This window comes from Hyalangium gracile, assembly GCF_020103725.1.
Classification (GTDB): Bacteria; Myxococcota; Myxococcia; order Myxococcales; family Myxococcaceae; genus Hyalangium; species Hyalangium gracile.
On sequence record NZ_JAHXBG010000023.1, the window covers coordinates 74,949 to 98,454 of the forward strand.

At 67.1% G+C, this 23,506-nt stretch carries 17 protein-coding genes; 8 read left to right on the forward strand and 9 right to left on the reverse strand.

Features of this window, described 5'->3' with window-relative positions; genetic code table 11:
• The first annotated feature begins 86 nt into the window (after window positions 1–86).
• On the forward strand, window positions 87–1,292 hold the full coding sequence (locus KY572_RS35310) for a substrate-binding domain-containing protein (protein WP_224248088.1): 1,206 nt from the start codon (window positions 87–89) through the stop codon (window positions 1,290–1,292).
• Window positions 1,293–1,313: 21 nt separating this feature from the next.
• Here KY572_RS35310 and KY572_RS35315 read toward each other — a convergent pair whose 3' ends face one another.
• Window positions 1,314–2,222, reverse strand: a complete 909-nt coding sequence (locus tag KY572_RS35315) for a DUF3396 domain-containing protein (protein WP_224248089.1) — start codon at window positions 2,220–2,222, stop codon at window positions 1,314–1,316.
• Between the two features lie 416 nt (window positions 2,223–2,638).
• Between KY572_RS35315 and KY572_RS35320 the strand changes: the two genes are divergently transcribed.
• The 3 genes from KY572_RS35320 to KY572_RS35330 all read left to right on the forward strand — a co-directional run bounded on the left by KY572_RS35320 (window position 2,639) and on the right by KY572_RS35330 (window position 7,176).
• Window positions 2,639–3,040, forward strand: a complete 402-nt coding sequence (locus KY572_RS35320) for a hypothetical protein (RefSeq protein ID WP_224248090.1) — start codon at window positions 2,639–2,641, stop codon at window positions 3,038–3,040.
• Between the two features lie 211 nt (window positions 3,041–3,251).
• The gene (locus KY572_RS35325; protein WP_224248091.1) at window positions 3,252–5,231 is read left to right on the forward strand and encodes an ATP-dependent nuclease; all 1,980 of its coding nucleotides are present in this window, start codon (window positions 3,252–3,254) and stop codon (window positions 5,229–5,231) included.
• On the forward strand, window positions 5,224–7,176 hold the full coding sequence (locus KY572_RS35330; protein ID WP_224248092.1) for an ATP-dependent helicase: 1,953 nt from the start codon (window positions 5,224–5,226) through the stop codon (window positions 7,174–7,176). The genes KY572_RS35325 and KY572_RS35330 overlap by 8 nt, the downstream gene beginning before the upstream one ends.
• A 12-nt stretch (window positions 7,177–7,188) precedes the next feature.
• On the opposite strand, the gene KY572_RS35335 is transcribed toward KY572_RS35330, so the two are convergent.
• From KY572_RS35335 to KY572_RS35355, 5 genes are all read right to left on the reverse strand, one after another.
• Complete coding sequence (locus KY572_RS35335; RefSeq protein ID WP_224248093.1) at window positions 7,189–7,404, reverse strand: hypothetical protein; 216 nt, start codon at window positions 7,402–7,404, stop codon at window positions 7,189–7,191.
• A gap of 382 nt (window positions 7,405–7,786) precedes the next feature.
• Window positions 7,787–8,668 (reverse strand): aldo/keto reductase, encoded by an 882-nt coding sequence (locus KY572_RS35340; protein WP_224248094.1) that lies wholly within the window; start codon window positions 8,666–8,668, stop codon window positions 7,787–7,789.
• A complete protein-coding gene (locus KY572_RS35345) occupies window positions 8,668–9,468 on the reverse strand; it encodes a M14 family metallopeptidase (RefSeq protein ID WP_224248095.1) in 801 nt (266 codons plus the stop codon). Before KY572_RS35345 ends, KY572_RS35340 begins: the two co-directional genes overlap by 1 nt.
• Before the next feature lie 110 nt (window positions 9,469–9,578).
• Window positions 9,579–10,022: a Spy/CpxP family protein refolding chaperone gene (locus tag KY572_RS35350; RefSeq protein ID WP_224248096.1), complete on the reverse strand. Its 444-nt coding sequence runs from the start codon at window positions 10,020–10,022 to the stop codon at window positions 9,579–9,581.
• Window positions 10,023–10,165: 143 nt separating this feature from the next.
• Entirely contained in the window at window positions 10,166–12,103 is a 1,938-nt protein-coding gene (locus tag KY572_RS35355) for a sulfatase family protein (RefSeq protein ID WP_224248097.1), read from the reverse strand.
• A 348-nt stretch (window positions 12,104–12,451) separates the two neighbouring features.
• Between KY572_RS35355 and dnaE the strand changes: the two genes are divergently transcribed.
• The gene (gene dnaE, locus KY572_RS35360) at window positions 12,452–16,015 is read left to right on the forward strand and encodes a DNA polymerase III subunit alpha (RefSeq protein WP_224248098.1); all 3,564 of its coding nucleotides are present in this window, start codon (window positions 12,452–12,454) and stop codon (window positions 16,013–16,015) included.
• Window positions 16,016–16,018: 3 nt separating this feature from the next.
• On the opposite strand, the gene KY572_RS35365 is transcribed toward dnaE, so the two are convergent.
• On the reverse strand, window positions 16,019–16,324 hold the full coding sequence (locus tag KY572_RS35365) for a hypothetical protein (RefSeq protein ID WP_224248099.1): 306 nt from the start codon (window positions 16,322–16,324) through the stop codon (window positions 16,019–16,021).
• 129 nt (window positions 16,325–16,453) lie between these two features.
• On the opposite strand from KY572_RS35365, the gene KY572_RS35370 reads away from it, so the two are divergent.
• From KY572_RS35370 to KY572_RS35380, 3 genes are all read left to right on the forward strand, one after another.
• On the forward strand, window positions 16,454–17,281 hold the full coding sequence (locus tag KY572_RS35370; RefSeq protein ID WP_224248100.1) for a crotonase/enoyl-CoA hydratase family protein: 828 nt from the start codon (window positions 16,454–16,456) through the stop codon (window positions 17,279–17,281).
• Between the two features lie 3 nt (window positions 17,282–17,284).
• Window positions 17,285–18,088: an SDR family oxidoreductase gene (locus KY572_RS35375; protein WP_224248101.1), complete on the forward strand. Its 804-nt coding sequence runs from the start codon at window positions 17,285–17,287 to the stop codon at window positions 18,086–18,088.
• A 130-nt stretch (window positions 18,089–18,218) separates the two neighbouring features.
• Window positions 18,219–19,979: an Ig-like domain-containing protein gene (locus tag KY572_RS35380; protein WP_224248102.1), complete on the forward strand. Its 1,761-nt coding sequence runs from the start codon at window positions 18,219–18,221 to the stop codon at window positions 19,977–19,979.
• A 15-nt stretch (window positions 19,980–19,994) separates the two neighbouring features.
• Here the strand turns inward: KY572_RS35380 and KY572_RS35385 are convergent, their stop codons facing one another.
• Together KY572_RS35385 and KY572_RS35390 are read right to left on the reverse strand one after the other, a co-directional pair.
• A complete protein-coding gene (locus KY572_RS35385; RefSeq protein ID WP_224248103.1) occupies window positions 19,995–20,330 on the reverse strand; it encodes a hypothetical protein in 336 nt (111 codons plus the stop codon).
• Window positions 20,327–23,455: an ATP-binding protein gene (locus tag KY572_RS35390; protein WP_224248104.1), complete on the reverse strand. Its 3,129-nt coding sequence runs from the start codon at window positions 23,453–23,455 to the stop codon at window positions 20,327–20,329. Before KY572_RS35390 ends, KY572_RS35385 begins: the two co-directional genes overlap by 4 nt.
• Window positions 23,456–23,506 lie beyond the last annotated feature (51 nt).

Sequence of the window (23,506 nt, forward strand, 5' to 3'; positions counted from 1 at the left end):
CCAAGGAATATAGCGATGCGGAAGTCCCATGTCGTCAACAGCGCCTCCGAGGAGACCTTGACGCCCTGCCTCGAGGTCCGAGTTCCATGAGCCCGCGGGTGTTGGTGGTCATCGGGTTCCTGGCGGCCGTGGGGGGGGTGTTCTACCTGTCCCGGCGCGGCAGCGACTCAGGGGACAAGGGAGGCGGCACGCAGGGGAGCAGCGCTCCGAGCCAGCCGGTCCAGCCCCGGGAGGTGACGGAGATCACCTTCCTCTACAGCACGGAGAAGAGGGAGTGGGTGGAGGCGGCGGCAGCCAGCTTCCAGCAGGAGCACCCCACCATCAAGGTGAGCCTGGTAGGGCGGGGCTCGCTGGACGCGGCGCAGGGCATCCTGGATGGCCGGGACAAGCCGACGGTGTGGAGTCCGGCGGACTCGGCGGTGCTGCGGATGCTGGAGTCGGACTGGGCGACGGAGCCACTGAGGGGGGCGCTGTTCGCTCGGGACGGGGAGGACGCGCCGCAGCCGCTGGTGATTACGCCGCTGGTGTTCGTGGTGTGGGAGGACCGGGCGAACGTGCTGTTGAAGGCGGGGGAGGCGCAGGCGGTGTCGTGGAAGACGATCCACAAGGCGGTGGCGAGCGACCAGGGCTGGCCGGCGATTGGCGGCAAGGCGGACTGGGGGTTCGTGAAGCTGGGGCACACGGATCCGACGCGCTCGAACTCGGGGCTGCAGGCGGTGCTGCTGGCGACGCTGGAGTACTACAACAAGCGCTCGGGGCTGACGGTGGGGGAGCTGTTGGATCCGAAGTACCAGGAGTGGATCCGGCAGTTGGAGAAGGGCGTGCAGCGGTTCGAGACGTCGACGGGCACGTTCATGGCGGACATGGTCCGGTTCGGGCCGTCCAAGTACGACATCGCGGTGGTGTACGAGAGCCTGGCGATCTCGCAGCTGGCGAACGCGCAGGAGCGGTGGGGAAACCTGAGGGTGTACTACCCGCCGGTGACGCTCTGGAGCGACCATCCGGCGGCGGTGTTGCAGGCGCCGTGGGTGACGGAGAAGCAGCGGGAGGCGGCGCGGCGGTGGCTGGCGTACCTGCGGAGCCGCCCGGTGCAGGAGAAGGCGCTGGGGTTTGGCTTCCGGCCGGCGGATCCTTCGGTGCCGATCAAGACGGCGGAGGCCTCCAACCCGTTCACGCGGCTGGCGGGGCAGGGAATCCAGGTGGACGTGCCGCCGGCGGCGGAGGTGCCGCAGGGCCCGGTGGTCCGCAACCTGCTGACGATGTGGACGCGCGTGGTGGCGGCCAACCGCTGAGTTCGAAGAGCCGCGTTGAGTTCAATCCAGGAATCGGCGCTCCCAGCGGCGCCGGTTCTCCAGGAAGGATTCATTGCCTGTGATGTGTTCCTCGAAGTAGGTCCACGGCTCGAGGATGCGAGCCAGCTCGCGGTACGCGGGCAATGCGAGTCCACGGTCCGTGTCGCCGGCTTCCGGCCATTCTCCCAAGGTGATGACAGCGCGCTCGGAGTTCAACTCCTGCACCGTGGTCCCAGGGGAGGTGAGGCGAGCGCGAAGGGTGGGGGCTCCGCCCAATGCGCTGAGCACCGGCTGTCCCAGGAAGGTCATCCAGTGGGGGCCACGTACACGCGTGCCCAGATGGCTCACGAGGCGACCCAGATGCACGATGTCGAGCCCTGGGTAGCGAAAGCAGTAGCGGCGAATCTCCTCGGGCACGCCAACCAGGTCCAACTCGCCGTTGAATGCAAGGCCGACATGGCCCGAGCAGAAGGGCAACTGCTCCGCCATCTCCAAAGCCAATGCGCGCACACGCTCGGGGCCGTGCTGCTCCAGGAACTCCGTGGGGAGCCAGCACTCCAACGCACACACGGTGCCCGGGAACGCACTCTCGGAGGGATCTCCGACAGGCCTGCCGTAGTAATAGAAATGATAGTCCTTGTCACTGCCTGGCCTGTCGCTCAAGCGGACGAGAGCAACCCGGGAAGCGAGCAACTTCTGGCGTATATTCTCCCAGGCCTTTTCGTCTAGCGTCTCCCAATCGTCATCGAGAGGGTACAGCGTGAGTTCGTCAGGCTTGATGGCGCGCTGATAGATTTCCAAGGCACGCCTCACCATCGGTCCTACGCTCGAATGCGGATGGCGGATGTAGAAACAAAGACTCAGCCCTTCTCGCAGCAGCAGCGCGCCATTTTGTGCCCTGATGCGGATGCGAGGGTAATGCTCGCTCATAGGATTACTCCGAGGCGAGAAACGAGGCGAGCGGCAGGCGCGTTGAAAGGCTTGTTGATACATCTTTCCCTGGTTTCAGGCCCGCGCAACGAGGCTCCTCAGGATAATCTCGCCATTCTAGCCTAGGCCAAGATATAGCAGAGGAAATCACGCGGGTCGAAGGGCTCCTCCGACCCGTGCGCACCGCAGCAGCGTGGATCTTGCCGCCGGAACTGGCGGCAGCGGACCAGGAAACAGGGCGTCTCCAGGAGCGTATCCGCCAACTCCAGCGCATCGGTACGACGCTCGATAGACGCGAGGACCTCGCCCGGCGCGCAGACGCGCTTCGATAGGAGATCGCCAAGCTCAAGTCCGCAGTTCAAGAAAAGAAGGCTGAACCCGAGTTTAGCGAACTGGGCGACCAATTGGCCGACGCGATGACGGACTACCTCAACGCGCTAAATGGTCCGGACCGCGCGCGATGGGGAACTCGCCAGGTGTCAGTCACGGTGACTGAGGAGCGCCTGCGCCTGCTCGTAGATCGTCAGCCTTGGCAACGCATGCTCGGCGCCCACCTGCGAGCCTGCTTCTTCCTAGCGTACCAATACGCGCTCCTCAAGTTGTGCCGAAAAGAGCCATTCGCCTACCCGGGGCTCTTGATCATCGACTTCCCAGCCAACCTGAGTGAGATCGGCATCTCGGCACAGGAGAACTATCTGCTACGGCCCTTCGTGGACCTCCTTGAGCACGACGAGTTCAAGGGGACGCAACTGATTGCCGCAGGGCGCGCCTTCGCGGGACTGAGCGGGGCACGGCAAATAGACCTCCCACGCAGCTAGACAAGATGGGGCGTGCCGCACATGCCGGAGCAGCGAGCTCGGCATCGAGCACACTGCATGTCCAAGTTCAAGACAGGTCTGAGCTAGCCCCGACTCCCTTGGAGTTCCTGGCGACGAGAGAGCCGGGCATTTCCAGGCGTGCGAGGTGCGCGCACATCCGCGCACCAAGCGTCGATGCTGCCTTTCGCCCCCCTATAGCTGGCTGTGGCCCATGGTAGAGAAGCCCCTACCCCGTGCGCTCTCGCGCACCGTCCTTGTTCCCGGGCTGGCCTACGCCATGAAGCTGAAGCAGATCCGCATCCGCAACTTCCGGTCGCTCGCCGATCTCACCCTCCCGCTGGATGGAACGACCGTGCTTCTCGGGGAGAACAACGTCGGCAAGTCGGCTGTTGTCGACGCGCTGCGTCACCTGCTCTCTCGGGCGGCAGCACGGCCCTCAGCGCTCTTTGACGAGTATGACTTCCACCTGAAGGACGAACTCGCCAACCCGCGCACCAGCGACGGAATCATCATCGACGCTACCTTCGAAGAGAGCCAACCTGACGAGTGGCCTGATGCGGTAACGCAGGATCTGAATGACATCATCCAGACAGATCCAACCTTGGACATCGACTCGATCCATCTGCGTGTCTCATCCAAGTTCGAGCCTGCCAGCAAGAGCTTCAAGACGCTGCTTGAGTTCCTCTCTATCGATGGCAAGCCACTGGCTGGAAAAGCCCGCTCTCCGAGCAACTTCCAGCCTCTGCTGCGCTACGTGCCACTCTTCCACCTCTCCGCACTCCGAGATGTTACCGACGAGTTCACTGGGCGCTCGCAGTTCTGGGGTCGCATCCTCCGATCACTCGATGTACCTGATGACAAGGTCGCAGAGATCCACCAACGCATGGAAGCTCTCAACCAAGAGTTGATGACGGTAGATGCCCGCCTTGAGCGCGTGACGCGGACGATGGGCAGGGCTGGCGACGTCGTCTCCACTAGTTCCGGGGATCGTGTTGCCATCCGCGCTCTGCCCCTGAAGATATGGGACCTCATGTCCCGCGCGGAGATCGTCTTCCGCGGCAAGGGCAGCAACGTCACATTCCCACTCACTCGGCACGGACAGGGACTGCAGAGCTTGGCGGTGCTCTTCCTGTTTGAGGCGTTCGTGGATCATCTACTGGCAGTCATGTACGAAAAGGAGAGCACTCCAGTTCTCACGCTGGAAGAACCTGAGGCGCATCTCCACCCTCAGGCAGCACGCGCTCTCTGGGAACAGGTGAAGCGTCTCCCCGGTCAGAAGCTCGTCACAACCCACTCACCGTACTTTGCGCAACTCGTTCCCATTCGCAGTCTTCGGATCCTTCGCCGGCGGGGGGCCGCGACAACTGCTCACTGGCTGCCTACGTCTGTTGAAGCTCCTATACCAGAGAGTCCTCAGCTCCTCGGGATTGTCTCGCACAACAAGGATCTCTACGAGTATCGGAAGCCTACTGGCGTATTGGTCATCAAGCGAAGACTTTCCGAGAACGATTGGCGCGCCCTGCTTCGGTGCTATTCGGACGCCGCGCTTCACCCGCAGCTCCGCGACCTCCAAAGACGGGCAGCTGCACTCCTCAGCAATGAGGAACTCCGCTCGCTTGAAATCTATGCTCGCCGCACACGGGGTGAGATCTTTTTCGCCCGGTGCTGGTTACTGTGCGAGGGCCAGAGCGAGGTAGCCATCCTCCCGCGGCTCGCGGAGATGATGGGTATCTCCCTCGACGCACAAGGCATTGCGCTCATCGACTACAAGAACAATGGCTCACCCGGTGCCTTCGCAGCACTTGCTCGGGCGCTCGACTTCCCCTGGTTCATGTTCTGCGACGATGATGATGGTGGACGGGACCACATTCGGGAAATCGAAAAGTACGGGTTTCTTCCCGAGGAAGTGAACATGCGCATCCGCAAGCTCCCGGGAACAGACTTGGAGGGCTTTCTCACGCGCCAGTTCCCTCGTGAACTACACGAAGCAGCAACCCGGCTGGGTGCCAAGTTTGTGCTGCCTCCTGAGGATCCGACCTTTGCTGAAAGCGAACTGATCCCCTTCTTGCGGCGGCAGAAGACCGGCAGCGCAGCGCTCCTAGCCGATGCGCTCCATGGAGCTGGCCCTGAGAAGGTGCCGGACTTCTTCAAGGAGATCCTCACTCGCTGCTCTGAGGTCGCCAATGCCTGATCTCCCCTCGTCCGCCGAGAGGCTCCTCGTCGGCCTGAGCCCCATCCAGCAGGAAGCTGCTCGCTGGAATGACGGCGCCATGCTACTGATGGCCGGCCCCGGCTCTGGCAAAACGCGAGTGCTGACGCGGAGAATTGCCCGCTTGCTCGAGGAGTCCGCCGACCAGAAGTACAAGATCCTCGGACTCACCTTCACGAACAAGGCCGCAGATGAGATGCGTTCCCGCGTCGAGGACCTCGTACCGGACCACGCCTCACGTCTCTTCCTTGGCACCTTTCATTCCTTCTGCGCAGAGGTGCTGCGCCAGCATGGGACCCACCTGGGTATCGCGCCTGACTTCCGCATCTACTCGTCCCGAGGGGACCTTGAACTCATCCTGCGCGGAGCACTAGAGGAGGTCCGGAAGCAAGGAGGCGACATCGGTGATGCAGATGCCAGCTTGCTCCCCGTCATCGAGCGGCTGCGCGCGGAGTTAGTCGAACCAACGGAGGCTCCCCTGCATGTCGCAAGCGAGTCACTCAAGGAGCGCATCACGGCCATCTACACGGCATACGATGCATGCCAGAAACGCACTAACGCCCTCGATTTTGGCTCGCTTCTCTTCTATGCGGTGAAGCTCTTCCGCGAGTTTCCTGCCTTCGCCCGGCGTTACCGGAAAGTCTACGCCTACTGGTGCATAGACGAGTTCCAGGACACCAACACCTCCCAGTACGCGCTGCTTCGGGCTATGGCCGGCGACGAATTCAAGAACCTCTTCGCAGTGGCCGATGACGATCAGATCATCTACGAGTGGAACGGCGCGAGCCATCGACGCCTGGAGGACTTCAAGCGCGACTTCGAGCCCGAAGTGCTCCAACTCCCAACCAATTTCCGGTGTCCGCCGCATATCGTCTTGTTGGCGAACAACCTTATCCGCCACAACGTTCGACGTATGCCAGGCAAAAAGCCCTTCGAGTCTGGCAAGGCGACAGGGCTCTTCGAACAGGGCGCGGTGCGCATCGGGCGCTACGCCTCCGAGCGGGAGGAGACCCAGGCAGTAGCCCAGGACATCCGTCGATTACGCGCTGGCGCGCTTCATGAGGTCGCGGTGCTGGCACGGAACCGCCGTCTGCTGGAGATCGCCCAGCGAGCGCTCGCAGAGGTGCAGGTCCACTCTGTGATCGCGCAGAGGCGAGACTCCTTCGAGAGCGCTCCATTTGTCTGGCTGAACGCGTGCCTGCGGCAGTCAAATCACCGCCGCGATGCCCAAAACCTGGAGTTGCTGTGCGCGACCTTCCGGGAGTTGACGGGCGTGGAACTTGAGCACAGTGACGTCATCGCCTCTGCGGAAACGACCCACCAAGATTATCTTCGACAGTGGGCCGACCTCGCCACGAGTGCGGAATTCCCGCCGTTAGCCCAAGAGGCTGCACGGCAAGTCACTGAACAACTCGTGCGAAAAACGGACTACACGAGCTTCACTGCATTCGCAACGCGATGGTTCGACACCCTCATGCAAGGAGATGTCGCGGGAGGCTCCGACGAGCGCTTTGCCGGCTACGCCAATGACAAGCGTGCTTGGGCTCTTCTCAATAAGGAGATCAGCCAGACCTTAGGGGCTAGGGCGCCGCTCGAAGCGTTCCTTCATGAGCTGGACCTGCGATCCAAAGAGCCGCCTCCCCAGGGCAACATGGTAACCCTGATGACCATACATGGTTCCAAGGGAAAGGAGTTTGATCACATCTACTTGATAGGGCTTGCCGAGGATCAGCTCCCCTCCTTTCAGGCAAAGAAGCGCGGGCCTCAGAGCGTCGAGATGGAGGAGGAGCGCCGGAACTGCTTCGTCGCCATTACCCGAGCTCGGGAAACCCTGACGCTCACCTACGCCCAGATCTACTCGGGATACTCGAAGGAGCCCTCGCGCTTCTTGACTGAAATGGGGTTCCAAATTCCCTTATCAGGATAAAGCACTCTCACTTCACTCCGCTTCTAGCGTCTCCCAATCGTCATCGAGAGGGTACAGCGTGAGTTCGTCAGGCTTGATGGCGCGCTGATAGATTTCCAAGGCACGCCTCACCATCGGTCCTACGCTCGAATGCGGATGGCGGATGTAGAAACAAAGACTCAGCCCTTCTCGCAGCAGCAGCGCGCCATTTTGTGCCCTGATGCGGATGCGAGGGTAATGCTCGCTCATAGGATTACTCCGAGGCGAGAAACGAGGCGAGCGGCAGGCGTGTTGAAAGGCTTGTTGATACATCTTTCCCTGGTTTCAGGCCCGCGCAACGAGGCTCCTCAGGATAATCTCGCCCTTCTAAAGTCCGCAGAAGTCTTTTCACGACTCCCGTTCGAGGCTGCGTCACCTGAGACGGGCAGAGGGTTCGAGTCCGCCCCTGCGTCCAGTCCGCAATCCTGCCGGGCGAACCCTGGCCGAACTGGTCTGCTTGTCATACCAGTTCGCCGCCGGTCCGCTCACAAGGCGCCTTCATGGCTGGTCGTTCCCATGGCACAGGCGCATTCCTCCAGGATGCAAGAACGTCTTCGGACCAACTTAGGGGGCGTCCCTCTCGTCACCTGGCTCAGATCTGCCCGTCCCACCCGTGATCATTGCGCCGGAACGCGTCGCGAATCCGCGTGACGACTTCCGGCGCCAGGGGCCCGCGCCCCAGGGCCTGCACGTTGCGCTGGAGGTTCTCTACCCGCGTGGTGCCCACGATGCATGTGGCCACTCCCGGAACGTAGGCCGCGAAGCGTAGCGCGAACTCGCTCCAGTCCATCCCCTGTGGATCCAGCGCCATCTGGCGCATCCGTTCCCAGTAGAGCGCCACATCCTGCGCCCCCGGACGCTCCGAGTACCGCCACGGCGCATTCCCCAGCGGTCGCTTGGCGATCACCCCCACGCCCCGCTCCCGCGCCCGCGCCACTCCCCAGTCGATGGCCCGCTGGTCGAACAGGTTCACCGACACCTGCACCGACCCGAACCGCCCCATGTTCAGCGCGTGCTCCAGCGCGTGGTTGTCTCCAGAGTACGCCGCCACGCGGACCTTGCCCTGCTCCACGGCCCGGGTGAGCGCGTCCACCACGCCCGGACGCTCCAGCACGTCCACCGGACACGAGTGGAAGTGCATCACGTCGATGACGTCCGTGCGCATCCGGCGCAGCGCCAGCTCGATGCCCTGCGTGATGCACGGCCCCGTCCAGTCCTCCACCCCCGGCACGCCGTACCCGCACTTCGTCGAGAGCACGAACTCCCCGCGCCGCCCTTGCAGGTGCCGGCCAATCCGCTCCTCGGACAGTCCGTAGCTGGGTGCGGTGTCGATCAGGTTGACCCCGGCGTCCAGCACACCATGCAGCAGCCTCGCCGCCTCATCCTCCGACAGCGCCGCATCCCCCACGGGCCCGGCCCCGAATCCCAACGCGGAGACCTGCAGGCCCGTACTTCCCAGGGAGCGGCGTTCCATCACGTTCCTCCACGCGCGGCCAGGTCGATGAAGCCGCGGATCCAGATGAGGTTCACAGCGTGGCAGGAAGCTAGCGGAGTCCGGGTGGTCGTCTCCAGCGCGGCGGTATACGGCACGCCCCTTCGCATGAAGTAGTCCGTGACGCTGCCGTCATGGAACTGGATGAGCCCATCCGCGTCCGTGTGGTTGTGCTCGTCCACCTTCTGCTGGCGGATGACCGCGACGTGGCTCGCGGCCGCCTCCACCATCGGCCGGTACGCCGCCGAGTCCCCGAACGTGTACGCGTACGTCGCGGCGATGCTCAGGTAGTTGTCCTGGTGGATGTCGAGCGCCGCCGCCGGAGGCGCGAACCGGTCGATGTCCGCGCGCACCGCCCGCGTCTCCTTGGGCCCACCGTCGTACAGCACCCAGCGCAGGAACGACTCTCCGCGAGTCAGCTCCCCCTTCCACGCGCCGGGCGTCACCTCGTAGCGGAGGAAGTCGTTGTTCGGCTTCTCACCGCTGCGGTTGTAGCGGGTGCCGACCTCGAAGCCCGAGGGGTTGATGCACGGATACACGCGCAGCGCCACGTCCCGGGCCTTCGCGTAGGCGACGATCTCCGCGAAGCTCTCCGCCAGCGTCAGCGGGCCGGCCGGCTCCTCCCCGTGAAACCCGGAGGTGATGACGAGCCAGCGCGAGCCGGGGACGGTGAGCCGGAAGAGGGGATACTCCTTCCCGGCCTCCATCACCCGGCCGTACTCGGCCACCTCCGCGAGCGAGGAGTAGGACATCAGGCGGCGGGCGTAATCCGTGTATTCCACGGACCGAAGATAGTGGGCCCCTACCGCTTTTCCCACCTTCTCTCACCGCGCCGTTCAGTGCGGCACGACTGACCCCGCTCCAGCCGGAGCGGGGTGTTGGCCAAGAACACTCAGCGGATGTCCATCTTCTCGCGGTACTCGGTGGCCAGCTGCTTGCGCTGCTCCGGCGTGAAGACGCGGTGGACCTCCAGCGCGGCGTCCACCACCTTGTGGGCGAAGGCCCGCGCCGCGTCGATGCGCGCGTCCACCAGCCCGTGCAGCTTCTGCGCGTCCGGGGCATCGGACTCGAGCTGGGTGAGGACCTCCAGGCGCGTGGCCTGGTGCTCCTCGGCCAGGCGCTTGCCGTCCTCGAAGAGCCGGTCCTTCACGCCCTGCACGGCCTGCTTCTGGCCCTCCGTGGCGTCGATGTCCTCCAGCTTGTCGTTCAGCCTCCAGGTGATCATCTGCTTGATGCGCTCGGGGTCCCGGTGGAAGCCCCAGCCCCCGCCACGGAAGCCACTGAGCAGGACGACGGCGAGGACGGCGGAGGCGGCGACGGCAATCTTCTTCTTCATGACGTGTTCTCCCGGCAGGGCCTCATGGCCCGTGTGGACGGCTTCGCCGTGATGGCGACGATGCAGAAGATGCTTGGGGGGCATTGAGCGCGCTTGTCCCCTTCGTAAAGAAGTATGAAGGGTGCGCCGGCCCTCGCCGGGCCCTACGGGCGCTCTCGGGCGAGCCGCTCACGCAGCTGCGCCACGACGTCCGGGTGCTCGGCGGAGACCTCGTGCTTCTCTCCGGGATCGGCGACGACGTCGTACAGCTCCACCTTCACGCCCTGGGGCGTGGGCAGCTCCAGCAGCTTCCAGCGCCCCAGGTACAGGCCTCGGTGCTTGGCGGCCTCCACCGTCTTCTCCCACTCTGGCTTGAGGGCGATGTCCCCCGAGGGCTCCACCGTCGCGGTCTCGTAGACCCAGGGGTAGGGAATGCGCACCTGCTGGTAGCGCTCGCCGTCTCGATCGGAGAACCAGAAGTCCGTCTCGATGAGCGCCGGGGCATCCGGCAGCTCCACCGCCTCGGCTCCTGGCGCGACGAGCGGGGCGAGCGAGCGTCCCCGGAAGGTCTCCGGCGCGGGCACGCCGAGCAGCGCCAGCAGCGTCGGCGCGACGTCGATGGAGCGGGCTCTCTGCTCCACCGTCCTCCCCGCCGCCACACGGCCCGGCAGGCGCAGCGCGAAGGGAATGCGCAGCGATGCGCTCCCCCAGATGTGCTCACCATGACCGAGCCCGAGCCCCTCGTCGGCGAGGTGCTCGCCGTGGTCCGACAGCAGCACCACCAGCGTGGAGTCCGCGAGCCCTCGGCGCTCCAGCTCCGCGAGCAGGTCTCCCACCAGCCCATCGAAGGCCAGCACTCCGGCGTCGTAGTTGCCCACGAGGGCGGCGCTGTCCTCAGGCGTGGGAGGTGTCGCGCCCGGCGGAAGCTCCATCTGCGGCGTGGCTCCGAAGCGCCAGGGGCCGCGGTAGCCCTCCGCGACGAAGCGGCCCTCCTGAGGGAAGGGCGCGGCATAGGGGAAGTGCGTCGTGGAGGCGAAGACGAGCAGCGCGAAGGGCGCCTCGGGCCGGAACTCCTCGAGCGTGCGCCGGGCCACGTGGCGCAGGGGCTCGGGGTCGGTCAGCTCGGGCAGCTGGCCCCGCTCGGGGAACAGTCCCGGCGCGAGCGCTGTCCAGGGCAGCAGGGCCACGTGGGTGACGAGCATCCGCTGGCGGATGAGGTCCGGGAAGTTGAAGGCGGGAGCCTCCACGCGCTGGAAGCCGAAGCGGAAGCGGGAGAAGAGGTCCCCCGCGTAGTCGGACACCACCGCCGTCTGCCAGCCCGCCTCCCCGAGCGCGCTCGCGAACGTGGTGAACGGAACCTCCCGGACCGCCTGGCCCACCAGCGTGTGGCGCAGCGGATGTTGTCCCACCCACTGCGAGGTGAGGAGCGTGGCCCAGGAGGGCGCCGTGCGAGGCATCTGCACCACCGTCTCCCGGAAACGCGTGCCCTCGCCCATCAGTCGATCGATGTTCGGAGACGTCGGGCGGCCATACCCGTTACCGGAGAGGTGGTCCGGGCGCAGCCCATCCGAGGCGAGGATGAGGAGGTTGGGCCGGGACTGCGCGGGCCGCGGCTCCTTCGCGAATCCTCCGAGGCTCTGCCCGAGCCCCACCAGCAGGGCCAGCAACGCGGGCACGGACGCCCAGCGTGCCGACAGCCGCACCCCGCGCAACAGCAGCCCGAGCAGCGCCACCGCCACGGGCGCGAGCGCCACCGCGCGCCACGCCGCCGGGGACTGCCCGCTCATGGCGAGCAGCAGGGCCTTCGTCCACCCCGCGCGCTCGTACAGCGTGGCGGCATACAAGTGCGGATGGTGCGCCATGTCGGCCAGCACCAGGGGCACCTCAACGGTCAGGCACGCGAGCGCGCTCCCCCAGAACACGCCACGGCGGCTGGCCCCAAGAGCCCACAGCCCCGCGCCCATCCCCGCCCCCAGCACGAGCCCCACGCAGGTGTACGCGAGGATGAGTCGGCCCACCTGGGCCAGCACCACACCCCGCCACTCGTTCCACACCCAGTCCTCCATCAGGCGACTGGCGTTTCCCTGGTAGCCCAGCTTCATGTTGAAGAGGGCACACCCTGTGTAAAGGCCCAGAAACACGAGCAGGCCTGCCCGGCAGCCAAGCACCAGGGAACGGCCGGGAGAAGGTGGCGAGTCGGGGGGCATCGGCATTACTTCCCCAGGAGGGTCCAACCATGGTCCTGAATACCGGGACTTATGCCTGGGGGGCCAGCAAGGAAGGTGAGTCGGGGCGCCGTACCGAGCGTCACACCACCTGTCACGTCCATTGTTCGCCTGCCGACCCTGGACGTAGTAGGAAGCCAGCCCGGGCCTGATTTTCGGCACTGGCGGCGCACGGCCCGGACTCCTATTGTTCGCCACCGCTTCTCGCCAGCCCTACGACCAGCCATGTCCTTTACCCATCTCCACCTGCACACCCTGTACTCCCTCCTGGATGGCGCCATCCGGATGAAGGACCTCATCAAGACGGTGAAGGAGAAGGGGATGTCAAGCGTGGCCGTGACCGATCACGGCAACATGTTCGCCACCATCGACTTCTACAAGAAGGCGAAGGACGCCGGCATCAAGCCCATCGTCGGCATGGAGGCCTACGTCGCCGGCACCAAGGGCCGCGAGGACCGCACCGAGAAGGTGGCCCACCACCTCATCCTCGTCGCCCAGAACGCCGAGGGCTACGCCAACCTGCGCTACCTGGCCTCCAAGGCGTACATGGACGGCTTCTACTACCACCCGCGCATCGACAAGAAGCTGCTGGCCGAGCACAGCAAGGGGCTCTTCGCCCTCACCGCGTGCCTGGGCGGTGAAGTGACGAGCGCCTGCTTCCGCGGGGACATGGACCACGCCCGCAAGGCGGCGCTCGAGTACAAGAACATCTTCGAGCCCGGCCACTTCTTCCTCGAGGTCCAGTCCAACGGGATGCCCGAGCAGGACAAGGCCAACGAGAACCTCAAGACGCTCGGTAGGGACCTGGACATCCCGCTGTGCGCCACCGCGGACGCGCACTACATCAAGCGCGAGGACGCCCGGGCGCACGAGCTGCTCATGTGCATCGCCAGTGGCAAGACGCTGGCGGACGGCAAGCGCATGAAGCACTCCACGGACAAGCTCTACGTCACCAGCCCCGAGGAGATGCTGGAGTTCTTCAAGGACACCCCCGAGGCCGTCCACAACACGCAGCGCATCGCCGAGCAGTGCAACCTGGAGCTGAAGCTGGGCAAGCCCATGCTGCCCACCTTCAAGGTGCCCGACAGCCACACCCCGGACAGCTACATGGCGGAGCTGGCCTTCGAGGGGCTCCACGAGCGCTTCAAGGAACTGCACAAGGCCGGCGCGAAGTTCGACCCGGACACCTACCGCGCGCGCCTCACCCTGGAGATTGGCGTCATCCAGAAGATGGGGTTCAGCGGCTACTTCCTCATCGTCCAGGACTTCATCAACTGGGCCAAGCGGCATGGCATCCCCGTGGGGCCGGGACGTGGCTCGGGCGCCGGCTCGCTGGTGGCCTACGCGCTGCGCATCACCGACCTGGATCCCATCCCGTACAACCTGCTCTTCGAGCGCTTCCTCAACCCCGAGCGCGTGTCGATGCCGGACTTCGATATCGACTTCTGCCAGGACCGCCGGGACGAGGTCATCAAGTACGTCTCCGGCAAGTACGGCGAGAACAACGTCGGGCAGATCATCACCTTCGGCAGCTTGAAGGCCAAGAGCGTGCTGCGCGACGTGTGCCGCGTCTTCGCCCTGCCGTTCAGCGAGGGTGACCGCATCGCCAAGCTGGTGCCCGAGGTGCTCAACATCACCCTCAAGGAGGCCATCGAGACCGAGCCTCGCCTCAAGGAGATGATCGAGAAGCCCTCCAACATCGGCGAGGTGGAGGGCAAGCCCGTCACCACCAAGGACGTGCTGGAGATCGCCCTCGCGCTGGAGGGCCTGCACCGCCAGCCCGGCATGCACGCCGCCGGCGTCGTCATCGCCGACAAGCCACTGTGGGAGTTCGTACCCGTCTACCAGCCGCCCGGTGAGAAGACGCTCATCACCCAGTTCGCCAAGGACGAGGTGGAGGCCGCCGGCCTGGTGAAGTTCGACTTCCTCGGGCTGAAGACGCTCACGGTGATCCAGAACGCGCTGGATCTCATCAACCGCAACCACCCGCGGGAGACGCCTCTGGCGCGAGAGGACATCCCGCTGCACGACGAGAAGATGTGGAAGCTGATGGCCGATGGCGACACGGCCGGCGTCTTCCAGATGGAGTCCAGCGGCTTCACCGAAATGGTGATGAAGCTCAAGCCGTCCTGCTTCGAGGACGTCATCGCCGCGGGCGCGCTCTACCGGCCGGGTCCGCTCGACTCGGGCATGGTGGACGTCTTCATCAACCGCAAGCACGGCCGCGAGCCGGTGACGTACCCGCACCCCGCCCTGGAGCCGGTGCTCAAGGACACCTACGGCGTCATCGTGTACCAGGAGCAGGTGATGCAGATCTCGCAAGTGCTCGGGGGCTACACCCTGGGCCGCGCGGACCTGCTCCGCCGCGCCATGGGCAAGAAGAAGGCCGAGGTGATGCAGGCCGAGCGCGCCGGCTTCCTCGAGGGCTGCAAGAAGAACAACGTCGACCTGAAGGTGGCCGGCGAGATCTTCGACCTCATGGAGAAGTTCGCCGAGTACGGCTTCAACAAGAGCCACTCGGCGGCCTACGGCCTGGTCACCATCCACACGGCGTGGCTCAAGGCGCACTTCCCCGTGGAGTTCATGGCCGCCCTTCTCACCAGCGAGAAGGACAACACCGACAAGGTGGTGCGCCACATCGGCGAGGCCCGCGAGTCCGGCATCCAGGTGCTGCCGCCGGACGTGAACCAGTCGGACATGGCCTTCGGCGCGGTGGACGGGAAGATCCGCTTCGGCCTGGGCGCCATCAAGGGCGTGGGCGAGGGCGCCATCGAGGCCATCGTCGAGGCGCGCAAGGACGGGCCCTTCAAGAGCCTGTTCGACTTCTGCGAGCGCGTGGACAGCCGCCGCGTGAACCGCAAGGTGATGGAGGCGCTGGTGAAGGCCGGCGCGTTCGACTTCGAGAAGCGCCCGCGCCGCCAGCTCTTCGAGACGATCGAGAAGGCGATGAACCGCGGCTCGGCCAGCCAGAAGGACAAGGCGGCCGGGCAGAGCTCGCTGTTCGGGATGCTGGCGGGGCCGGCCGCGGGCGGCGGTGGCGGTAGCGCGCTCCAGGACGACTACGTGGCGGTGGAGGAGTGGCCGGAGAAGGAGCGGCTGGCCTTCGAGAAGGAGGCCATCGGCTTCTACGTGTCCGGCCACCCGCTGCACCAGTACGAGAAGGAGCTCAAGCGCTACGCCCGGCCGGTGACGGCGGTGCAGCGCGCCCGCAGGGACGAGAAGATCTCCGTGGGCGGCATCATCGCCGCGCTGCGCGAGCGGCCCACGAAGACGGGCAAGCGCATGGCGTGGGTGACGCTGGAGGACCTGTCAGGCTCCATCGAGCTGGTGTGCTTCCCGGGCAAGGACGGCACCCGGAACGTGATGGGCAAGGACGGCAAGTGGACCAAGGCGGGGCCCAAGCCGGGCTACGAGCACTGGGAGACGCTGCTCAAGGGCGATGACCCCATCCTGGTGACGGGCTCCGTGCAGATCAGCCAGCGCGACGAGGATGCGCCGACCGCCGAGCTCATCGTCGAGGACATCCAGAGCCTGAAGGCGGTGCGCGAGAAGCGCACGAAGCGGCTGGAGCTGCGCGTGCCGGCGGACCTGCTCACCGAGGAGCGCCTGTCCAAGCTGGCGGCAATCGCCAGGCAGTACACGGGGGCGACGCCGGTGGCGGTGAGCGTGCTGTTCCCGGGCGAGGCCGAGGCGCTCATCGGCGGCACGGCCCTGAAGGTCCAGGTCAGCGACGAGCTGCTGCTGGCGGTGGACAAGCTCTTCGGGATGAAGGTGGTCGAGCTGGGGTAGGGGCTACCTGCCCTCCACGCGCCGGGCCGCGAACGATGGGAAGTAGCGGCCCAGCAGGGAGATGGCCCGCTCGAACTGCTCCAACTCGGTCGAGTGGGGGCCCTTGAGGAAGCCGAGGCCCTCGATGAAGACCGGGTGGTGGTTGAACGGGTCATCGAGGTAGAGCATCAGGAAGTCGTGCACGTCCGGCCCGTCCGCCTCGATGGTGACGTGCCCCGACTGGCCCGCGACGCCGGGCTGGAAGCGCAGCGTCGCCAGGATCTGGTCGGGGTACTTGGGATCGAAGACGTGCCAGGTACTGGCGGACATGGGTGAGGCTCCGAAGAGGAAGTCGGGCCCAGACTACACCGGCGCGGTCCGGTTCCTGTCATCACCTGAAGTCGTGGACGTCGCTGCGTGGGTTCTGCTCAAGTGCCGCCCGCAAGGGAGGGCACCGCAATGGCCGCGGCGTATCAGTCACTGCGTATCGAGAAGGCGGAGGGGGTCGCAGAAGTCATCCTCATCGGCCCCGGTAAGGGCAATGCTTTGGGCCCCGACTTCTGGCGCGAGATGCCCGAGGTGATCCGGGAGCTCGACGCGGATGAGTCCGTGCGCGTCCTCCTGCTGCGCGGCGAGGGGGCGCACTTCACCTACGGGCTGGATCTGGCGGGGATGCTGGAGACGCTCGGGCCGCTCATCACCGGAGAGAACAACGCCGCGTACGAGCGCACGAAGCTGCTCCAGCTCATCGAGCGGATGCAGGGCGCCACCGAGGGGCTCGCCCGCTGCCGCAAGCCCGTCATCGCCGCGGTGCAGGGCTGGTGCATCGGCGGCGGCATCGATCTCATCGCCGCGTGTGACTTCCGCTACTGCTCGAAGGAGGCGAAGTTCAGCCTGCGCGAGGCGCGGGTGGGCATCGTCGCGGACCTGGGCGCGCTCCAGCGTCTGCCGCGCATCATCGGCGAGGGGCACACCCGCGAGCTGGCCTACACCGCGGGAGACTTCGACTCGGAGCGGGCGCTGCGGATGGGGCTCGTCAATGACGTGCTCGAGTCCCCCGAGGCGCTGCTCACCGTGGCGCGCGCCACCGCTCGGAAGATCGCGGAGAACCCGCCGCTGGTCGTCCAGGGCGCCAAGCAGGTGCTGGAGTATTGCGCGGACAAGTCCGTGGAGGACGGGCTGCGCTACGTGGCGGTGTGGAACTCCGCCTTCTTGCAGTCGATCGATCTGACCGAGGCGTTCTCGGCCTTCATGGAGCGGCGGCCTCCGCGCTTCCAGGGGAGATGAGTCATGGCTGATGGGGTATTCAAGGACGGACTGCTGGCGGGCAAGGTGGCCTTCGTCACCGGCGGCAGCAGCGGTATCAACCTGGGCATCGCCGAGCGCTTCGTGAAGGCGGGCGCCAAGGTCGTCATCAACGGCCGCAACGTGGAGAAGCTCGAGGGCGCGGTGAAGGAGCTGCGGGCCCACGGCACCGCCATGGGCGTGCCCGCCGACGTGCGCGACTACGCCGCCGTGGAGAAGGCCTTCCAGACGGCGCACGAGGCGTACGGGGAGATCGACATCCTCGTGTGTGGCGCGGCGGGCAACTTCCCGGCGCCCGCGCTGGGCATGTCCTCCAACGGCTTCAAGGCGGTGATGGACATCGACGTGGTGGGCACCTTCAACGCGTGCCGGGCCGGCTTCGAGCACCTGCGCAAGCCGGGCGCCTCCGTCATCAACATCTCCGCGCCGCAGGCCTTCCTCCCCACGGCGATGCAGGCGCACGTGTGCGCGGCCAAGGCCGGCGTGGACATGCTCACCCGCGTGCTGGCCATCGAGTGGGGCGGGGCGGGCGTCCGCATCAACTCCATCTCCCCGGGCCCCATCGACGACACCGAGGGCATGAAGCGGCTGGCGCCCTCCGAGGGCGCGCGCGAGAAGATCGTCCAGACCCTGCCGCTGCAGCGCATGGGCGCCAAGGCGGACATCGCCAACCTGGCGCTCTTCCTGGCCTCGGATGCGGCTTCCTACATCACCGGCTCGGTGATGCTGTGCGATGGCGGCTGGTCGCTCCTGGGCTCGGGGGTGATCATGCAGGCGATCGGCGGCTGAGCGCCTCCCAGGAGGTGGTTGCGGCGCTGGGGGTGGCTCCTCGGGGTTGCTCGGGTCTGCTAGAAGGGACCCGGGCTTCGCAGGGGCGTTCCGCGCACCGCGGGGCTCCGTGTGCCCTCGGGAGTCGTGCATGCCGCTTCCTTCGTTCTCGCTCGCCCGGCTGCTCGGGCTGGGTGTCCTGTGGCTGGGTCTGGTCGTCGGTTGCGGAGGGGGAGACCCGAAGCCGCCTCCCTCTTCCGAAGCGTCTCCGGATGCGGCCCGCTCCTCGGTGGCGGTGGACCGCGCCACGGGCGTCCGCGCGGATGGCTCGGACCGGGTGACGATCACCGTCACCGTGCGCGATGCCTCCGGGAAGCCCCTGTCCGGGCGGACGGTGACCGTGGAGGTGTCTGGCGGCGGCACCACCGTCACCCAGCCCACGGGGCCGACCAATCCCAGCGGGGTGACGACGGCCTCGGTGGTGTCCTCCCAGGCGGGGAGCAAGCAGGTGACGGTCTCCGTGGCGAGCGATGGTGGCGGGGTGGTGCTCGACGAGCAGCCGAGCATCGCCTTCGTGGCGCCTCCGGCGGTGAAGCTGGCCTTCCTCACGCCGAGCCTGTCCGCGACGGCCGGTGAGGCGGTGTCGCCCGAGGTGGAGGTGGCCATCCAGGATGGGCTGGGGCGCACCGTGGTGGGCGCGTCGGCCGAGGTCTCCCTGCTGCTGGGGGCGGGGCCGGCTTCCGCGGGCCTGGAGGGCACGCTGACGGCCAATGCCGTCAATGGCGTCGCGCGCTTCCCGCGGGTGGTGCTGAAGCAGGCGGGGGCTGGCTACAGGCTGAAGGCTACCTCGAGCGGCCTGGCCGATGCGCTCAGCCCCACCTTCGAGGTGCTGCCCGCGCCGCCCACGCAGCTCGTGCTGGCCCTGCCGGCCTCGGCGGTGGCGGGGACCGTGCTGAGCGCCGGAGTGACGATCCGGGACGCCTTCGGCAATGTGGCGACGAACTACCGTGGCACCGTGCGCTTCGCCTCGACGGCTCCGGGGGCGGTGCTGCCTCCGGACTACACCTTCACCGCGGCGGACAATGGCGCGAAGACCTTCCCCGTCACCCTGAACCAGGTGGGCACCTGGGAGGTCCGGGCGGCGGACTCCGAGGAGCCGGCCCTGGTGGCCAGTGTCCCGGTGACGGTCGTGTTGGGCCCCGCGACGCAGCCCGTCCTGACGTCGCTCCCGGGCCCGTTCGAGGCGGGGGAGGAGTTCTCGGTGGAGGTGTCGGCTCGGGATGCGTTCGGGAACGAGGCGAAGGACTACCTGGGGACGATCCACTTCACCTCGACGGACCCGGCCGCCGTGCTGCCCGAGGACTACACCTTCACCGAGGGCGATGAGGGGCGGCACTCCTTCAATGTGCTGTTCAAGACGGCCGCGACCCTCCAGCAGCTCACTGTGGCGGACACCGCCGTGGCGTCGCTGACGGCCACGCTGGGCCGGGAGATCATCCCCGCTGCTCCCAGCCAGCTTTGCTTCGTCACCCAGCCCGCGAACGGTCCCGTGAGCTCCACGCTCCCTGCTGTACGGGTGGAGCTGGCGGATGCCTTCGGCAACCGCTCGCGCGTCGCCATGCCTGCCGTCACGGTGGCGCTCAGGGGGGGCAGTGCCGGGGCCGTGCTCAGCGGGACGCTGTCCGTGAACCCGGTCGATGGACTGGCCACCTTCGCGGATCTCTCCGTGGGCCAGGAGGGCACGGGCTTCCAGCTCACGGCCAGCGCGGGCGCGCTCCCCGCGGTGGACAGCGCGGGCTTCGACATCACCTCGGCGCTCGCCGCCTGCTCGGACGTCGCGACGCGCTCCACCTGCTCCGGTGTGGACGTCGCCTGTGTCTCGGTGGCCTGTGGCTCCTCCGCCTGGCCGTAGGCGGGCGAGCAGGGCTCACCACAGCTCCCCGCGCTGGGTGGTGTCCACGCGCTGCCCCTCGTGCCTCACGGAGCATATGAGGTGCGCGAGCAGGAAGTCAGTGGAGACGAGCAGCTCTCCGCCCATCCCGGGGTCGAGCAGCTGCGCGTCGAGCACGTCGAACCTCTGCTCGCGCGCCCGCCGGCTCACGTCGGCAATGGGCTCGCCCTTCGTGATGGAGCCGCAGAAGCGGTCGATGCGGTGCCGCTGGTAGGTGAGATAGAGGAACGGGGCCAGGCCGCAGCTGCCGATCAGCAATACGGCGGCAATGGCCACCATGCACCCGAAGCCAGGTCGCGAGCGTTGAGTCATGGCCCGGTAACGAGGTTCGGTCGGAGCAGCCACTGCTCCAGCAGCCGCAGCGAGCTGCGCAGATCCGAGGAGGCCGCTGCTGGAGGAGCCCGTCGCGCCCGCTCCAGCCGCTGTCGCGCCGCCGCCAGGCACTGCTCCGCCTGAGCGGAGAAGACCTCCGTGCGCGCCTTCGCCAGGTCCACCGCGGCGCGCAGCAGGGACACCAGCTCGGTCAAGACAGGGTCCTCCTTCAGCTCGGGGGTGGCTTCCAGCGAGAGGAAGCTCTCCTGCGCGGTCGAAACCTGGCCCAGCGCGGCGTGCACCGCGGCCAGATGGGCGGAGAAGCGCAGCATGTGCCAGCGCGACACCTCGGACAGGGTGGCGATGGCTTCACGCAGGTGCGCCTGCGCCTTCGCTGGCTCGCCCAATGCCAGATAGGCACGCCCCAGCTCGCCGCGCGCGCATGCCTCGACCACGCGGCTGCCGAACTGGCGGCCGATGGGCACTGCCGCCTCCAGGTGCTCGACGGCTTCGGTTGCTCGCCCCTCCTCCAACAGAAGACAGCCGATGTTCAATCGAGCGGTAGCGTGGCGGAAGCGATCACCCACCTGGGTGGACTTGCTCAGTGCCTCCTCCAGCAGGGCAACCGCCTCACTCATCCGTCCCAGCTCACCGATGGCGAAGGCGTAGTTGATGAGGAAGGTCAGCTCGAAGGTGGTGTCTCCCAGCCTGCGGAATTGCTCCAGCGCCGCGTGCAGGTGGGGGACTGCCGCCGTGGCGCCGCTGCGAAACAGCTCGAACAGGCCCAGGTTGCCGACCGCGTAACCTTCCAGCCACTGGTCTCCGTCCGACGGCAGTGCTTGAGCCTCCAGCACCAGGGTCCATGCCGCGTTCATGTCCCCTTCATGGCGCGCCACCATGGAGAGCTCCACCAACACGCGCTTCTCCTGCGCCGCCGCTCCCAGCGCATGGAAGGCTCTCCGCGCTTCTTCCAGATCCTCGCGAGCGGCGGCAAGCCGGCCCAGCTCCAGGAGGGCCCGGCCGCGCACCGCGAGAGCTTCGGCACGCAGCCGTGTGTCCGAGGGGAAGCGGGCGGCCAGCTCCAACGCCCGGTCCAGCCGCTCGAGTGTGAGGTCCATCGGACCATGGGCCGTCATGTCCGGCTCGAGCGCGATCAGCCCGCCCAGCGCTCGGTCCAGGGACTCGGGTGTCACCGGGCGCTGAGCCAGGGCGTTGTCACACACGGCCAGCAGATTCTCGCGTTCGGCCGAGAGAAGGCGCAGGGCCTCGCCGCCGCTGCTGCCATGCAGCAGGCGGATGAGCATGCGGGCATGCCCCAGGAAGAAGTCCGCATGCCGGGTGACCACCGCGGTGTGTGCCCCCAGCTCCGCCAGCCGCTCCGAGGCATACTCACGGACGCTCTCGTAGAGGGTCAGGCGCCGCTCCCCCGTGAAGTCCCCCATGGCCGCGGTCCGAAGCAGCGACTTGGTGCGCAGGGACTGGATCACGTCCAGCACGTCCGGGCTGTCTGGGGGGAGCTCCAGCACCACCTCGGCGGCCTCCAGGGTGAAGCCGCCACGGAACACCGAGCACTGGGCCAGGGCCTGGCGCTCGGCGGGCTCCAGCAGGTTCCAGCTCCAGTCGATGGCCCCTCGCAGCGTGGCCTGTCGCGCCGAGGCATCCCGGCGTCCCGCCCGCAGCAGCTCGAAGCGCCGCGACAGGCGCTCGCGAATCTGCCCCACCCCCAGCACGGGGGTGCGCGCCGCGGCCAGCTCGATGGCCAGCGCGATGCCATCCAGGCGGCGGACGATCTCGGAGACGTGCGGGGCCTCCTGCGCTGTCAGCACGAAGTCTCCCTGGGCTGCCTGTGCGCGCTGCACGAACAGGCGCACCGCGTCCGAGCGGGAGATGGCCTCCAGCGACGTCTCGTCCTCCGCGGGCAGTCCCAGCGGGGCCAGATCCAGCACCCACTCACCGGGCAGGCGCATGGCCTCGCGCGAGGTGACGAGGAAGCGCGTGTCGGGCGCCAGCGCCATCCATCGGCCCAGCGTGGCCGACGTGTGGCTCATGAGGTGCTCCATGTTGTCGAGGATGAGCAGCACCTGCCCCCGGCCCGCCAGCGCGCGGCCGATCTGCTCCGCGGGCTCCCCCTCCTTGCCGCCGTGGGTGAGATCCACGCCCAGCGCCTGGCCGACGACGTGGCAGATGTCCCCCGCGCTGGTGGCCTCCGTCAGCACACACAGCCAGACGCCTCCGCTCCAGTGCTGCTGCGAGTTCAGCTGGGTGCTTCCGAAGTGCGTGGCCAGGCGCGTCTTGCCCATGCCGCCAGGCCCCAGGATGGTGACGAGCCGTGCGCCCTCCTGGAACCGCTGCCGCAGGACGGCGAGCTCGGACTCGCGCCCCACCAGCGCGCCCGTGACGGAGGGGAGGTTGCCGCGTCGCTCCTCGAGTGCCCGTTGAGGGCCGAAGCTCCGGTCCGCCAGGGAGGCGGGCAGCACCTCGATCAAGGTGAAGGGCTCCTCGATGCCCTTGAACCGGAACTCCCCCAGGGCCCGCACCGCGGGGTGGCCCACCTCGTCGAGTCGGTGGGCCAGCTGGGACCAGGCCGCGCCGCTCAGGAGGATCTGCCCCCCGTGGCCCGCATCCGACACGCGGGCCGCCACGTTCACCGTGCGGCCGAAGTAGTCGGCCCGACCGGTGTGCTCGTCGATGCGGCACTCGGCCTGCCCCAGGTGCACACCCATGCGGACGCGGAGGCCTCGGTACAGCGCACGCCCTTGCGGCCCGCGCTCCTCGGCGGCCTGGGGATGGGCGAGCAGCGCGGCGGGCCAGGGCGCCTGCAGCAGCGCCTCCTGCGCCTCCAGGCACCAGCGCACGGCCTCCGTGACGGACGGGAAGGCCACCATGAAGGAGTCGCCCTGGGTCTTCACCTCATAGCCAGGGGTCGTGGACAGCCGCGCGCGCAGCACCCGGTTGTGTACGTCCAGCGCCGCCTGCATGGCCTCGCCACACTGCTCCCACAGCTGCGTGGAGCTCTGCACGTCGGTGAAGACGAAGACCACCGTGCCGGTAGGGACCGGAAGGGGACCTGGAGGGGGGGAACTCCCCAAGGTGTCACCGGCGGGAGACAGGGTTCGCGCGGGCATGGCGAGGCGGGGCGGTTGCAGGGCGGCCCTGAGAAGAAGGAGTGGCTCGCG

Coding starts and splice junctions, on each gene's coding strand:
- KY572_RS35310 (WP_224248088.1), top strand. CDS start 87: ATGAGCCCGCGGGTGTTGGTGGTCATCGGGTTCCTGGCGGCCGTGGGG.
- KY572_RS35315 (WP_224248089.1), bottom strand. CDS start 2,222: ATGAGCGAGCATTACCCTCGCATCCGCATCAGGGCACAAAATGGCGCG.
- KY572_RS35320 (WP_224248090.1), top strand. CDS start 2,639: ATGACGGACTACCTCAACGCGCTAAATGGTCCGGACCGCGCGCGATGG.
- KY572_RS35325 (WP_224248091.1), top strand. CDS start 3,252: ATGGTAGAGAAGCCCCTACCCCGTGCGCTCTCGCGCACCGTCCTTGTT.
- KY572_RS35330 (WP_224248092.1), top strand. CDS start 5,224: ATGCCTGATCTCCCCTCGTCCGCCGAGAGGCTCCTCGTCGGCCTGAGC.
- KY572_RS35335 (WP_224248093.1), bottom strand. CDS start 7,404: ATGAGCGAGCATTACCCTCGCATCCGCATCAGGGCACAAAATGGCGCG.
- KY572_RS35340 (WP_224248094.1), bottom strand. CDS start 8,668: ATGGAACGCCGCTCCCTGGGAAGTACGGGCCTGCAGGTCTCCGCGTTG.
- KY572_RS35350 (WP_224248096.1), bottom strand. CDS start 10,022: ATGAAGAAGAAGATTGCCGTCGCCGCCTCCGCCGTCCTCGCCGTCGTC.
- KY572_RS35355 (WP_224248097.1), bottom strand. CDS start 12,103: ATGAAGCTGGGCTACCAGGGAAACGCCAGTCGCCTGATGGAGGACTGG.
- dnaE (WP_224248098.1), top strand. CDS start 12,452: ATGTCCTTTACCCATCTCCACCTGCACACCCTGTACTCCCTCCTGGAT.
- KY572_RS35365 (WP_224248099.1), bottom strand. CDS start 16,324: ATGTCCGCCAGTACCTGGCACGTCTTCGATCCCAAGTACCCCGACCAG.
- KY572_RS35370 (WP_224248100.1), top strand. CDS start 16,454: ATGGCCGCGGCGTATCAGTCACTGCGTATCGAGAAGGCGGAGGGGGTC.
- KY572_RS35375 (WP_224248101.1), top strand. CDS start 17,285: ATGGCTGATGGGGTATTCAAGGACGGACTGCTGGCGGGCAAGGTGGCC.
- KY572_RS35380 (WP_224248102.1), top strand. CDS start 18,219: ATGCCGCTTCCTTCGTTCTCGCTCGCCCGGCTGCTCGGGCTGGGTGTC.
- KY572_RS35385 (WP_224248103.1), bottom strand. CDS start 20,330: ATGACTCAACGCTCGCGACCTGGCTTCGGGTGCATGGTGGCCATTGCC.
- KY572_RS35390 (WP_224248104.1), bottom strand. CDS start 23,455: ATGCCCGCGCGAACCCTGTCTCCCGCCGGTGACACCTTGGGGAGTTCC.